Here is a 13,310-nt window from a genome sequence, read left to right as displayed (position 1 = left end):
GGGGGCCATTCTGGCGGCCTCGTCTACTGCGTTCTATGCGATCAAATGGTTCGGCGTGGCCTACCTCGTGTACCTTGCCATCAAGCAATGGCGCGCTTTGCCCATGGACATGACCGATGACGCCGCCGTACGCCCGATCGGCAAACCGATGGCGATGATGTTCCGCGGCTTTCTGGTCAACGCCAGCAACCCCAAGGCGTTGGTGTTCATGCTGGCGGTGCTGCCGCAGTTCGTGAACCCGCAGGCGCCGTTGTTGATCCAGTACCTGATCCTTGGTGCGACCATGATCAGCGTCGATATGATCGTGATGGCGGGCTACACAGGGTTGGCCTCGAAAGTCTTGCGCCTGTTGCGTACGCCTAAACAACAGAAACGTGTGAACCGCACCTTTGCTGGCTTGTTTGTCGGCGCTGCCGGTTTCCTTGCCAGCCTGCATCGCGCCACGGCCTGACCAAGCGACTGGCTCAAAAATGTGGGAGCGGGCTTGCTCGCGAATACGGTATATCAGTCAAAGAAAATAGTGACTGAAGCACCGCATTCGCGAGCAAGCCCGCTCCCACATTGGTTTTAGCGTGATATGAAATAACACCTTGAGTCGAATCCATTAAAGCTCAACAATAGTGTTACTTCGTATTTCCACTTGAGATTCATTCATGACCGCCCCTTTCCGCTTTCTCGCCTGGCTGCTGTTGCCGGCATTGCTGTCGTGCAGCCTCAATCTGTCGGCCGCGACCGCCGAGGGCGCGCCGCAAGCCCTGCATTTGCTTGACTACATTGGCGCCGACTACCCACCGACGGTAGAGGCGGGCAAGGTGGTGGATGACTCTGAATACCGCGAACAAGTCGAGTTTCTCGGGGTATTGCAGGGGCTGGTGGCGGAGTTGCCAGACAAGCCTGAGCGCGCCGAGCTGGTAAAGGGCGTTGATGAGCTGCTGGCCGCGGTCACTGCCCACCAGGACGGCGCGAGCGTTGCCCGCCAGGCTCGTCAATTGGGCGCCAAGCTGGCCGTGGCGTATGAAGTCAGCCAGGCCCCGGCCATCACGCCGGACCCGACGCGCGGCGCGCCGCTCTACGCCCAGCATTGTTCGGTGTGCCACGGCACAACGGGCGCCGGCGATGGCCCGGCAGGCGTGGGCATGACCCCACCGCCGGCTAACCTGCGCGATGCAACGCGCCTGGACCGCCTGAGCCTCTACGCGATCTATAACACCCTCGGCCTGGGCGTCGAAGGCACCGACATGCCGTCGTTCGCTGACCAATTGGACGACCGCCAGCGCTGGGACCTGGCAACCTATATCGCCGGCTTCACGGCCGACCCGGCCGCTGCCAAAGGCGAGCAGACATTCAACCTCGCCGACCTGGCCCGCCAGACCCCCACTGAAGTACTCGCCGCTGACGGCCCTGACGCTGCCACGACATTCCGCGCCCAGCGTGCGCAGCCGCCGCAGGTTCAGCGTGGCCCCGCGCAGTTGCTCGACTACACTGCCGCCACCCTGGACAAGAGCCTCGCGGCTTTCCGCAACGGCGACCATGAGCAGGCTTACGATCTATCCGTCGCAGCCTACCTGGAAGGCTTCGAGCTGGTGGAAAGCTCCCTGGATAACGTCGATGCCAATGTGCGCAAAGACACCGAGAAGGCCCTGATGGCCTATCGGCAATCGTTGCAGGACGGCTTGCCTATCGAGCAGGTGCAGCAGCGCTTGGATGCAGCCAAAGGCAAACTCACTGAATCGGCTGGTTTGCTGGGCGGCGATGGCCTGAGCTGGTCGTTGAGCTATATCTCCGGCTTGCTGATCCTGCTGCGTGAAGGCCTGGAAGCGATTCTGGTGCTGGCCGCGATCCTCGCCTTCCTGCGTAACACCGGCCAGCAATCGGCGGTGCGCAGCGTCAACGTCGGCTGGGGCCTGGCGCTGTTGGCAGGTTTGGGTACCTGGGCCTTGGCGGCCTATGTCATTGACGTCAGCGGCGCCCAGCGTGAGTTGCTTGAGGGCTGCACGGCGTTGTTTGCCAGTGTGATGGTGCTATGGCTCGGCGTGTGGATGCACGACCGGCGTCACGCGGCGGCCTGGCAGGACTACATCAAGAGCAGCCTGGTGGGCGGCGGTGGGCGTTTCGGGTTTGCCGTGCTGGCGTTCTTCTCGGTATATCGCGAACTGTTCGAAGTGATCCTGTTCTACGAAACCCTGTGGCTGCAGGCCGGCCCTGCCGGGCACAACGCGGTGCTGGCCGGTGGTGCCACGGCGCTGGTGCTGCTGGTGGGCCTGGCCTGGGTGATCTTGCGCGGTTCGGCGAAGTTGCCCCTGGCGCTGTTCTTTGGCATCAACGCCGCGTTGCTGTGTGCGCTGTCGGTGGTGTTCGCCGGGCACGGTGTGAAAGCCTTGCAGGAAGCGGGCATTTTCGGCACGCGGCCAGTGGCGTTCTTTGACTTCGACTGGCTGGGCATCCACGCCGATGCGTACTCGTTGGGGGCACAGGCCGTGGCGATCCTGGCGATTGTGGTGTTGTATGGCCGTAGCCGCCTGACCGAAAAGCACCGGGCGGCGGCGTAGCATGCGCGTGTGGATCGACGCCGACGCCTGCCCTCGGGCGGCCAAGGACCAAGTGGTGAAGTTTGCCCTCAAGCGCCAGTTTGAGGTGGTGCTGGTCGCAGGGCAAAGCCAGATCAAGCCTAGCTTTGCCTGTGTGAAGCTGATCGTGGTGCCCAGCGGGCCGGATGCCGCCGATGATTACCTGGTGGAGCACGCCGTGCCCGGCGAACTGGTGATTTGCAGCGACGTGCCCTTGGCCGATCGACTGGTGAAGAAGGGCATCACGGCCCTCGACCCGCGTGGCAAGGAGTTCAGCCCTGCGAACATGAGCGAGCGGTTGGCGGTGCGCAACCTGTTCACCGACCTGCGCGAGCAAGGCCAGATGGGCGGCGGCCCGCCGCCCCACAGCGAAAAGGACAAGCAGGCGTTTGCCAATGCGCTGGACCGAATTCTTACCCGCTTGATGAAACCAGCCTGACCTGTGGCGAGGGAGCTTGCTCCCGCTGGGCTGTGCAGCAGCCCCAAAGCCGTCGTCAGTGTTTTATCTGAATCACCGCGTCAGCTTAGATGGGGCGGCTTCGCCACCCAGCGGGAGCAAGCTCCCTCGCCACAGGTGCATCCCCATCAGTCGTTTTCGTGGGTTAATTCCAATACCCGATCCACCAGCTTGTTGATGCCGGACGCCACCTCGCTGATGTTCTTGCCCAGCATATAGGCCGGTGTACTCACCAGCTTGCGCGCCTGGTCCTCGACGATATCCTCCACAGTGCATTCGACGTGGGTGGCGCCCATCTTGTCCAGGGCTGCGGCGGTGCTGGCATCGTTGCCGATGGTGCAGGTCACGCCAGGGCCGTAGATCTTGGCGGCCAGGGCCGGCGAAATGCAGATCAAACCCACCGGCTTGCCCGCTTCGGCAAAGGCTTCAGCCAGTGCCAGCACCTGGGGGTTGATGCTGCAGCCGGCGCCTTCCACGGCAAAGTTCGACAGGTTCTTGGCCGCGCCAAAACCGCCCGGCACGATCAGCGCGTCAAAGTCTGCGGCGTTGGCTTGGCCAATATCCTTCACGGCGCCTCGAGCGATGCGCGCGGATTCCACCAGCACATTGCGAGACTCGGGCATTTCTTCGCCCGTGAGGTGGTTGATCACGTGCAACTGCGCAACGTCGGGTGCAAAGCATTCCACTTGAGCGCCGCGCTGGTCCAGGCGCAGCAGGGTGATCACGCTTTCATGGATCTCTGCGCCGTCGTGCACGCCACAGCCGGAAAGGATCACTGCAATCTTTTTGCTCATGGGCATTTCTCCTGATTCATGGCGTTAAATGTCTACTAATTTGTAACCTCTTGCCAATGGGAACTCACGTCGCTGCACCTAATCTTGATGTAACAAAAATAGACCGGACTAGCCCATGGACTTTGTGCCTTACGCAGTACCGTTTTTTATTGCCCTGATCGTGGTCGAGTTGCTGGCCGACCGTTGGCGTGGCGTGCGCAACTACCGAGTGGCGGATGCCATCAACAGCCTCAGCACCGGAGTGCTGTCCACCACCACAGGCTTGCTCACCAAGGGCGTGGGCCTGCTGACCTACGCGTTCGCCATCGAGCACCTGGCGCTGTTCGAATTGCCTGCCCAGAGTGCCTGGACCTGGGTGTTTGCCTTTGTGTTCTATGACTTCTGCTACTACTGGCTGCACCGCATGGGTCATGAGCGCAACATACTGTGGGCCGCGCATTCGGTGCATCACCAGAGCGAGGACTACAACCTCAGCACCGCTCTGCGCCAGACCAGCACCGGTTTCCTGCTGAGCTGGATCTTCTACTTGCCCCTGGCGGTGGTTGGTGTGCCACTGGTGGTGTTTATCAGCGTGGCGTCGCTCAACCTGCTGTATCAATTCTGGGTCCATACACGCCATGTTCCCAAGCTTGGCTGGTTCGAATGGTTTTTCGTCACACCGTCCAATCATCGGGCCCACCATGCGCAGAACGCTCTCTACATGGATCGCAACTACGGCGGGGTGTTCATTATTTGGGACCGACTGTTCGGTACCTTCCAGGAGGAAGACGATAACGAACCGGTGATTTTCGGTGTGACCACACCCTTGGCCAGCTGGAACCCGCTGTGGGCCAACCTGCAGTTTTATGCGCAACTCTGGAGTGACGCCCGGCGTACTGAGCGTTGGTGGGACAAGCTGCGTATCTGGTTCATGCGCACCGGCTGGCGCCCGGCGGACGTCAAGGCCAAGTACCCGATGGCCAAGCCGGACCTGAGTCAGTTCCGCAAATTCGAGGTGCCGCTGGATGTGCGCCAACAGGTCTACATCGCCTTGCAGTTTGCGGCCTATGTAGGGTTTGGCAGTTATCTGATGAATTTCGGTGAGGGCTTGCCCTCCACGGCGCTGGTCCTTGGCTGGGGCACGATGGCGCTGGGGTTGTTTACCCTGGGCGTGGCGCTGGAGAATCGCCCATGGGCGCTGAAGGCCGAGCTGGCGCGCCTGGCGCTGAATGTTCCCTTGGTATGGCTGGCGCCGCTGGTGGGGTTGTGGCCCGCCAGCAACCTGGGCTGGCTGGGCCTGGCGAGCTACAGCCTGCTCAGCATCATCGGCCTCTACTGTTGCAGAAGCCGGCTTACTCGGTTGGTGTCTTAGGCGTTTCGACCGAGGCTGGCTCGTTAGCCAGCCGAGCCTTGGCCTCGGCACAGGCTTGGCGGGCGATGCGGGCATTCTTGAAGCGACGGCGCAGCCACAGGCCAAAGCCCAGCACCAGCAAGGCGGCCAATACCCACAACTCGTATTTCTTGACGCTGCCGAGCATTCCTTCCAGCACTGCGCCGAAGTGATAGGCTGCCGCCCCCAGTGCCGCGGCCCAGATCGCCGCGCCAATACCGTTCAGAACCAGGTAGCGCAACGGTGGGTAGCCGGACAGGCCAATCGCCACGGGCATCACCGTGCGCAACCCGTATACGAAGCGGAAACTCAATACCCAGATATCCGGATGCTTGCGGATATGTTCCAGTGCCTTGTCGCCCATCAGTTGCCAGCGCGGCTTGCGCGCCAGCAACTTGCGGCCGTGCTTGCGCCCCATGTAGTACCAGAGCTGGTCGCCGGCGTAGCTGCCAAAAAAGGCAACGACCACCACCAGGTTGATATCCATGTAGCCACGGAACGCCAGGAAGCCTGCGAGTACAAGGATGGTCTCGCCTTCGAAGAACGTGCCGAGAAAGAGGGCAAAGTAGCCGAAGTCATGCAGAAATTGTTGAAGCATGGTCTAGGGTGCTGGCGAAATGAACGCGCAGCCTACGCCTTCACGAAGATTCATGAAAGTATCGAGATGTGTCACGAAGTGAACAATTCCTACGCAAATGACGAATGGGACTACAGGTCGTGTCGATAAGCACAACTGTCATTCATTCGTCATAATGGCCGCTTATAACTGCAACGCTCGCCCGTAAACACGGGCTCAGGAGTCTGTCGTGAGCTTTACCCCTGCCAATCGCCTGTTCCCCGCCACCCGTCTGCGTCGCAATCGTCGTGATGATTTTTCTCGTCGCCTGGTACGTGAAAATGTACTGACCACGAATGATCTGATCCTGCCGGTTTTCGTGCTCGACGGTGAAAATCGCCGGGAAGCGGTGGCGTCGATGCCGGGTGTGGAGCGTCTGACCATTGACCTGTTGCTTGAAGAGGCGGCGAAGTGGGTCGAATTGGGCATCCCGGCGCTGGCGCTGTTCCCGGTGACCCCGGCCGAACTCAAGACCCTGGACGCCGCCGAAGCCTGGAACCCCCAGGGGATTGCCCAGCGTGCCACCCGTGCCCTGCGCGAGCGTTTCCCGGAGCTGGGCGTGATCACCGACGTGGCCCTGGACCCTTTCACCACCCACGGCCAGGATGGCATTCTTGACGAAGACGGTTATGTTCAGAACGACATCACCGTCGATGCACTGGTCAAGCAGGCGTTGTCCCACGCGGCTGCGGGCGCCCAGGTGGTTGCACCGTCGGACATGATGGACGGACGCATCCAGGCGATTCGCGAAGCCCTTGAGCTGGCCGGTCACGTCAATGTGCGGATCATGGCCTACTCGGCCAAATACGCCAGCGCCTACTACGGCCCATTCCGCGATGCGGTAGGCTCGGCGCTGAACCTGGGCAAGGCCAACAAGGCCTCGTACCAGATGGACCCGGCCAATAGCCAGGAAGCCCTGCACGAAGTGGCCACCGACCTGGCCGAAGGCGCCGATATGGTGATGGTCAAGCCGGGGATGCCTTACCTGGACATTCTTTACCGGGTCAAAGAGGAATTCAAGGTGCCGACCTTTGTCTATCAGGTCAGCGGTGAATACGCCATGCACATGGCGGCGATCCAGAATGGTTGGTTGAGTGAAGGGGTGATCCTCGAATCCCTGACTGCCTTTAAACGTGCCGGCGCTGATGGCATTCTGACCTACTTCGCCGCCCGCGCCGCCCAATTGCTTAGAGAGCAACAATAGCCCTCACAGGAACACTCGATGAATACCGAAGGACTCTCAGAAGTTGCCGTAAAAGACGCTCACCCGGTGGTTGAACAAGTCGCCCAGACCCCGCCGGAGCTGGAGCCTGCACCGCCTGCGGTGGTGGCCGAAGCGCCTGCGCCGGCGCCAGTGCCAGTGGTCACCAACCTGGATGACAGCAGCCTGTACATCCACCGCGAGTTGTCACAACTGCAATTCAACATCCGCGTGCTCGAGCAGGCGCTGGATGAGTCCTACCCCTTGCTGGAACGGCTGAAATTCCTGCTGATTTTCTCCAGCAACCTGGACGAGTTCTTCGAGATCCGTGTTGCCGGCCTCAAGAAGCAGATCACCTTCGCCCGTGAGCAAGCCGGTGCCGACGGCCTGCAACCGCACCAGGCCCTGGCGCGTATCAGTGAGCTGGTGCACGGCCATGTGGACCGCCAGTACGCGATCCTCAACGACATCCTGCTGCCGGAGCTGGAAAAGCATCAGGTCCGCTTCATTCGTCGTCGTCACTGGACCGCCAAGATCAAGACCTGGGTGCGCCGTTACTTCCGGGACGAAATTTCGCCGATCATCACGCCTATCGGCCTCGACCCGACGCACCCGTTCCCCTTGCTGGTGAACAAGAGCCTCAACTTCATCGTCGAACTCGAAGGTATCGACGCTTTCGGCCGCGATTCGGGCCTGGCGATCATTCCAGCGCCGCGTCTGTTGCCTCGGATCATCAAGGTACCGGAAGAGGTAGGGGGCGCTGGCGACAACTATGTATTCCTGTCGTCGATGATCCACGCGCACGCCGATGACCTGTTCCAGGGCATGAAGGTCAAGGGCTGCTACCAGTTCCGCCTGACTCGTAACGCCGACCTGGCGTTGGACTCCGAAGACGTTGAAGACTTGGCCCGTGCCCTGCGCGGCGAACTGTTCTCGCGGCGCTATGGCGATGCGGTGCGCCTGGAAGTGGCGGACACCTGCCCGAAACATTTGTCGGACTACCTGCTCAAGCAGTTCAACCTGGCCGAGTCGGAGCTGTACCAGGTCAACGGCCCTGTAAACCTGACGCGCCTGTTCAGCATCACCGGCTTGGACAGTCACCCGGAGCTGCAATACAAGCCGTTCACTCCGCAGATCCCGAAACTTTTGCAAAACAGCGAGAACATCTTCAGCGTGGTGAGCAAGCAGGACATCCTGCTGCTGCACCCCTTCGAGTCGTTCACCCCGGTGGTCGACCTGCTGCGCCAGGCTGCCAAGGACCCGCACGTCCTGGCCGTGCGCCAGACCCTGTACCGCAGCGGTGCCAACTCGGAAATCGTCGATGCGTTGGTGGATGCTGCGCGTAACGGCAAGGAAGTCACCGCGGTGATCGAGTTGCGGGCGCGCTTTGACGAGGAGTCCAACCTGCAACTGGCCAGCCGCCTGCAAGCGGCCGGTGCGGTGGTGATCTACGGCGTGGTCGGCTTCAAGACCCACGCCAAGATGATGTTGATTCTGCGCCGTGAGGCCGGTGAAATTGTGCGTTACGCCCACTTGGGTACCGGCAACTACCACGCCGGCAACGCGAAGCTCTACACCGACTACAGCCTGCTGACATCCGATGACGCGCTGTGTGAAGACGTCGGCAAGTTGTTCAGCCAGTTGATCGGCATGGGCAAGACCTTGCGCATGAAGAAGCTGCTGCACGCGCCGTTCACCCTCAAGAAGGGCATGCTCGACATGATTGCCCGCGAGACCCAGTTCGCTCTCGACGGTAAACCGGCGCACATCATCGCCAAGTTCAACTCGCTGACCGATCCTAAGATCATCCGCGCGCTGTACAAGGCCAGCCAGTCCGGTGTGCGCATCGACCTGGTGGTGCGTGGCATGTGCTGCCTGCGCCCCGGCATTGTGGGCGTGTCGCATAACATCCACGTGCGCTCGATCATCGGCCGCTTCCTGGAGCACACACGCGTGTTCTACTTCCTCAACGGCGGCGAAGAGCAGATGTTCCTCTCCAGCGCCGACTGGATGGAACGCAACCTCGACAAGCGTGTGGAGACCTGCTTCCCGGTAGAAGGCAAGAAGCTGATCATGCGGGTCAAGAAGGAGCTGGAAAGCTACCTGACCGACAACACCCATAGCTGGAGCCTGCAGTCGGATGGGCGCTACGTGCGTAACACGCCGACCGGCAACCAGAACCCGCGCAGCGCGCAGGCGACGTTGCTGGAGAAGTTGGGTAGCCCGATTCTGACGGTGAACTAGCCCAGGCATACGCAATTCCATGTGGGAGCGGGCTTGCTCGCGAATGCGGTGTGTCAGTCAATGCATCTGGTGACTGATCCACTGCATTCGCGAGCAAGCCCGCTCCCACATTTGTTCTGCAGAATGCTTTTAGATTTGCTTAGCGCAGGTTCAGGCTGAACCCTACCCGCGTCAGCCATTCCGCTTCCTGGGCGAAGTCCGCCTGGGTCAGCTGGTTTTCATCCAGCCAGCCTTTGGGGAACATCACTTCCAGGCTATCGCCATCGGCGTGCAGTTTGACCTGGGGCATTTCCTGGGTGCCGCGGATGTGGTGGAACAGGATTGCAAAGCGCAGCAGCGCACACAGGCGGATCAGCTTGATGCCGTCTTTACCGAACTCGGCAAACTTGTCCTTGGGAATATTGCGACGATGGCCGCGTACCAGCAGGGCGAGCATCTGTTGGTCTTCCCGCGAGAAACCGGCCAGGTCCGAGTGTTCGATCAGGTACGCGCCGTGCTTGTGATAATGGTAGTGGGCGATGTCCAGGCCGACCTCATGCACCTTGGCTGCCCAGCCGAGTAACTCGCGCCAGACGCCGTCTTCCAGGTCCCAGTCCTCGGCCACCTGGTCGAAGGCGTGCAAGGCTTTGCGCTCGACGCGGGCGGCTTGCTCCAGGTCGACGTGGTAACGCTCCATCAGCGAGCTGAGGGTGCGCTCTCGCACGTCTTCATGGTGGTGCCGGCCCAGCAGGTCGTAGAGCACACCTTCGCGCAGGGCGCCGTCACAGTGGTCCATGCGTTGCAGTTCGAGGGCGTCAAAGATGGCTTCGAGAATCGCCAGGCCCGCAGGGAAAATGGCGCGACGGTCGGGCTTGATGCCGTCGAAGTCGATTTTCTCTGCATCCCCCAGCTTGAACAGCTTGCGCTTGAGCCACGCCAGGCCTTCGGCGTTCACCTCACCGGTGCCATGGCCACCGGCCTTCAAGGCCAGGCCAATGGCACGGATGGTGCCGGACGAGCCGATGGCTTCATCCCAGGTCAGGCGGTGCAAGGCATGTTCGATGCTCATGATTTCCAGGCGCGCTGCGGTGTAGGCCTGGGCATAACGCGCCGGGGTGATCTTGCCATCCTTGAAATAACGCTGGGTGAAACTCACACACCCCATCTGCAGGCTTTCACGCAGTAGCGGTTCGAAACGCTGGCCGATAATGAACTCGGTGCTGCCACCGCCAATGTCTGCCACCAGGCGTTTGCCGGGCGTGTCGGCCAGGGTGTGGGACACGCCGAGGTAGATCAGGCGTGCCTCTTCACGGCCCGAGATGACTTCCACCGGGTGCCCGAGGATTTCCTCGGCGCGATGGATGAATTCGTTGCGGTTGCGCGCTTCGCGCAAGGCGTTGGTGCCAACGATACGCACCGCGCCAGGGGGCATGCCGTTGATCAGTTGCGCGAAACGCTTGAGGCAATCGAGTCCGCGCTGCATGGATTCTTCATTGAGCTTGCGCTCGTCGTCGATCCCGGCGGCCAGTTGCACCTTCTCGCCGAGCCGCTCAAGGATGCGGATCTCGCCGTTCTGGGCCTTGGCCACGACCATATGAAAGCTGTTGGAGCCCAGGTCGATGGCGGCGATCAAGGACAGATTCTTGGCTTGGGATTGCGGCATGGTTTGGGGGTCTCGGTCGATAACCTTGCCATCGTGCCACGATCGACGGCTGGCGCCAACGCGTAGTGCCAGAGGAATTTTCCCCAATCACTCATCAGAAATTGTGAATGCCGCTTGTAGGAGGTGGTTGCGATAGCTGTGTTATTGGGTCAGGAGTCGCTGTAGTTAATAACTTGCAGTGTGCGTAATTTCTGGATGGTCAACTTAGTCCTACATGTGTATGCATATTTGTCTTGGTTTTTTGTGTTTGCTCCTACAGTAAACAATCTAAATGTGAGCCGTTTTCGCAGAGCTGTCTTACGTTGATTGAGGTATTTTTCCGGCTTAATTATTTATGTGTGGCGCCGATACTGCCGGTCGGCAATTAAGCCGTGGCGGTAATTATTTGTCGCTCAGGGCTTGTACAAGGGGGTAGTTATGCGTGTGGGGTTAAACAAGTGAACACCTCACATCGCTGACTATAGGTGCTGTTTTTACATATTCAGGAAATTAAGGTGCTCAGATGAAGAGCAAAGTGTCAGTGCCGGCGGGACTGCTTCTGGCTGCTGTAGATTTAAGCGTCGAAGCAGCCAATCTACGAGTGAAGGGTATTAATGGCCCCGCCCGTTGCAGTTTAACACTATGAGTTCGATGGCAAGCAGCCTGCGCTAGAGCTGTGTTATTTCCGATAGTTGTTGTGTCGGCAGTTTTAGTGATGAGCGATATCGGTTTTTTGCTAGCGAATCCATTTCTATGTCTATGCAGGATGTAAGATCATGAAAGTAAAGTTTGTTTTGGTGGCAGGTATGGTGCTTTCGGTGGCTAGTCTGAGTGCTCAGGCCTCAGAGTTGCGCGTAAAGGGGGCCATTGTTCCTGCCAGTTGCAGTTTTACAATGACTAATGCCGTTTTCGATTATGGTGATATCCGGCCGTCGAGCCTAAGCGAAACTCAGTATACGCGTTTGACGGCGAAGTCTACGCCGTTCGCTGTTAAATGCGAGGGAAGTGCACTTACTGCGGTTGGGCTCAAGGCAGTGGATAATCGTTCATCCAGCAAAGTGCCAGGTATCGTTAGCTCAATAGACCAGGGCTACACTGATAACTACAACTATGGATTGGGTTTGTCGTCCAAAGGACAAAAAATAGGGGGTTATGCCGTACATGTTCAAAACTCTATTGCTGATGGGCGAACCGTCCGTACAGTGACTTCCGCAGACAATGGCAATACATGGACGAACTATCGAAGTAACGCGTTGGGTCAAGGCGGCGATGTCATTGCCTGGTGGGGTGGTTCAGGAGCGCAAACACCACTTAAGGTTAATTCGGTATCGGGGAATATTCAGATTATCACCTTTATTAATAAAAAGTCCGCGCTCGATGTGGGCAGTAAAATTGAGTTGGACGGTCACGCAACCTTGGAGCTTCGTTACCTCTAGGCTCCTATTCGTACTTCCTTGATCAGATAATTCGCATCGGTGTGTGGGTGATAGCGCAGGCCTAATTGTCATCGGGTTTGATCTGATATTTATCGTTATGTTGAGAGTGCTAAAAATGAATAAGACGATGTTTGTAATGAGTGTCGCGTGCTTGGCGTCCCTTGGTTTTCATGCTCAAGCTGCTGACCTGAGTGTGAAAGGAACGATTGCCCCCGTCAGCTGCAGTTTCACGATAACCAATTCGGTTTTTGACTACGGAAGGATTGACCCGAATTCCCTGAGCCCGACGCGTTATACACAGTTGGCTAAAAAGACAACGCCTTATTCGATCAAGTGTGCCAGCAATGTCAAGACAACGGTGGCGATCAGGGCGTCGGACAATCGTGCAAGCTCTCGAATTCCCGGCATGATGCTCAGTCTTTTTGGCAGTAATTATAAAGATATTTATAACTTCGGATTGGGTGCTACGTCCCAAGGGCAAAAGATTGGTGGGTATCTGATCCACTTACGTAATTCTGTGGCGGACGGTGTAGCGGTGGGGATTGTTGGTTCCGAGAATAATGGCGGATATTGGCATACGAATAGCACCCAAGCCGTCGGCCATACCTCCAACCTTACGGCTTGGCGGGCAGGAAATGTCTACGCACCTATCAAGCTTAATACGGTGGCAGGCCAAATTGAAGTGTTGCCTGTTATCAATAAAACATCAGAGTTAAATATGAGTAATCAGATTAATCTGGACGGTCAGGCTACTTTAGAGCTGCGCTATCTATAACTAGGTTCGGAAAGGGGCCGAGCAGAGCCACGCTTTATTAAGCGGGCTTTGTGTCGGCCAATATTTCTTTCGCAAAGCCTGTGCGCACAAGTGGGTAGTGAAGTGATGGTTAAAAGATTTCTTAAATCATGCTTGTTAATAGGTTTTTTCTTGCCGGCGGTGCTGTTCGCCGACGGTATGCGTCCTGATACCACCGTCATTGTGCTACATGAGGCAGAAGGTGAAGTCAG

The 13,310-nt window shown here is 58.6% G+C and carries 11 protein-coding genes; 8 read left to right on the top strand and 3 right to left on the bottom strand.

The features are described 5' to 3' along the window. The 3 genes from APH41_RS01580 to APH41_RS01570 all read left to right on the top strand — a co-directional run. Nucleotides 1-451 (top strand): LysE family transporter (locus tag APH41_RS01580; protein ID WP_054917102.1); only part of this gene is annotated, 451 nt, incomplete at its 5' end. 202 nt (nucleotides 452-653) lie between these two features. Further along, a complete protein-coding gene (locus tag APH41_RS01575) occupies nucleotides 654-2,549 on the top strand; it encodes an FTR1 family protein (RefSeq protein ID WP_054896007.1) in 1,896 nt (631 codons plus the stop codon). Between the two features lies 1 nt (nucleotide 2,550). Then, a complete protein-coding gene (locus APH41_RS01570) occupies nucleotides 2,551-3,006 on the top strand; it encodes a YaiI/YqxD family protein (protein WP_034129032.1) in 456 nt (151 codons plus the stop codon). Between the two features lie 146 nt (nucleotides 3,007-3,152). Here the strand turns inward: APH41_RS01570 and elbB are convergent, their stop codons facing one another. Further along, a complete protein-coding gene (gene elbB, locus APH41_RS01565; RefSeq protein ID WP_054917101.1) occupies nucleotides 3,153-3,818 on the bottom strand; it encodes an isoprenoid biosynthesis glyoxalase ElbB in 666 nt (221 codons plus the stop codon). A 115-nt stretch (nucleotides 3,819-3,933) separates the two neighbouring features. On the opposite strand from elbB, the gene APH41_RS01560 reads away from it, so the two are divergent. Next, complete coding sequence (locus APH41_RS01560; RefSeq protein ID WP_034129030.1) at nucleotides 3,934-5,169, top strand: sterol desaturase family protein; 1,236 nt, start codon at nucleotides 3,934-3,936, stop codon at nucleotides 5,167-5,169. On the opposite strand, the gene APH41_RS01555 is transcribed toward APH41_RS01560, so the two are convergent. Then, nucleotides 5,150-5,785 (bottom strand): DedA family protein, encoded by a 636-nt coding sequence (locus tag APH41_RS01555; RefSeq protein WP_034129029.1) that lies wholly within the window; start codon nucleotides 5,783-5,785, stop codon nucleotides 5,150-5,152. The two genes, APH41_RS01560 and APH41_RS01555, sit on opposite strands and share 20 nt — an antisense overlap. Before the next feature lie 208 nt (nucleotides 5,786-5,993). Here APH41_RS01555 and hemB point away from each other — a divergent pair, with 208 nt between their 5' ends. Continuing rightward, nucleotides 5,994-7,007, top strand: a complete 1,014-nt coding sequence (gene hemB / locus APH41_RS01550; RefSeq protein ID WP_034129028.1) for a porphobilinogen synthase — start codon at nucleotides 5,994-5,996, stop codon at nucleotides 7,005-7,007. Between the two features lie 18 nt (nucleotides 7,008-7,025). After that, nucleotides 7,026-9,248 carry a polyphosphate kinase 1 gene (ppk1, locus tag APH41_RS01545; RefSeq protein WP_054896006.1) on the top strand — a complete coding sequence of 741 codons (2,223 nt, stop codon included), beginning with the start codon at nucleotides 7,026-7,028 and terminating at the stop codon, nucleotides 9,246-9,248. Between the two features lie 139 nt (nucleotides 9,249-9,387). Here ppk1 and ppx read toward each other — a convergent pair whose 3' ends face one another. Continuing rightward, a complete protein-coding gene (ppx, locus tag APH41_RS01540) occupies nucleotides 9,388-10,890 on the bottom strand; it encodes an exopolyphosphatase (RefSeq protein ID WP_003195352.1) in 1,503 nt (500 codons plus the stop codon). Between the two features lie 755 nt (nucleotides 10,891-11,645). Between ppx and APH41_RS01535 the strand changes: the two genes are divergently transcribed. After that, the gene (locus tag APH41_RS01535) at nucleotides 11,646-12,305 is read left to right on the top strand and encodes a DUF1120 domain-containing protein (RefSeq protein WP_054896005.1); all 660 of its coding nucleotides are present in this window, start codon (nucleotides 11,646-11,648) and stop codon (nucleotides 12,303-12,305) included. Between the two features lie 115 nt (nucleotides 12,306-12,420). Continuing rightward, nucleotides 12,421-13,080, top strand: coding sequence for a DUF1120 domain-containing protein (locus tag APH41_RS01530; RefSeq protein ID WP_157717968.1), 660 nt, complete (start codon nucleotides 12,421-12,423; stop codon nucleotides 13,078-13,080). Nucleotides 13,081-13,310 lie beyond the last annotated feature (230 nt).

Origin of the sequence: Pseudomonas sp. NBRC 111138 (assembly GCF_001320835.1) — a bacterium.
Taxonomy (GTDB): Bacteria; Pseudomonadota; Gammaproteobacteria; order Pseudomonadales; family Pseudomonadaceae; genus Aquipseudomonas; species Aquipseudomonas paracarnis.
Note: the sequence above shows the minus strand (reverse complement) of the source record. Positions and strands in the feature narration are given on the sequence as shown.

Bases quoted from the DNA above. Each gene is read 5' to 3' on its own strand.
- APH41_RS01560 (WP_034129030.1), top strand. From the start codon at position 3,934: ATGGACTTTGTGCCTTACGCAGTACCGTTTTTTATTGCCCTGATCGTG.
- ppk1 (WP_054896006.1), top strand. From the start codon at position 7,026: ATGAATACCGAAGGACTCTCAGAAGTTGCCGTAAAAGACGCTCACCCG.
- APH41_RS01535 (WP_054896005.1), top strand. From the start codon at position 11,646: ATGAAAGTAAAGTTTGTTTTGGTGGCAGGTATGGTGCTTTCGGTGGCT.
- elbB (WP_054917101.1), bottom strand. From the start codon at position 3,818: ATGAGCAAAAAGATTGCAGTGATCCTTTCCGGCTGTGGCGTGCACGAC.
- APH41_RS01570 (WP_034129032.1), top strand. From the start codon at position 2,551: ATGCGCGTGTGGATCGACGCCGACGCCTGCCCTCGGGCGGCCAAGGAC.
- ppx (WP_003195352.1), bottom strand. From the start codon at position 10,890: ATGCCGCAATCCCAAGCCAAGAATCTGTCCTTGATCGCCGCCATCGAC.
- APH41_RS01575 (WP_054896007.1), top strand. From the start codon at position 654: ATGACCGCCCCTTTCCGCTTTCTCGCCTGGCTGCTGTTGCCGGCATTG.
- APH41_RS01530 (WP_157717968.1), top strand. From the start codon at position 12,421: ATGAATAAGACGATGTTTGTAATGAGTGTCGCGTGCTTGGCGTCCCTT.
- APH41_RS01555 (WP_034129029.1), bottom strand. From the start codon at position 5,785: ATGCTTCAACAATTTCTGCATGACTTCGGCTACTTTGCCCTCTTTCTC.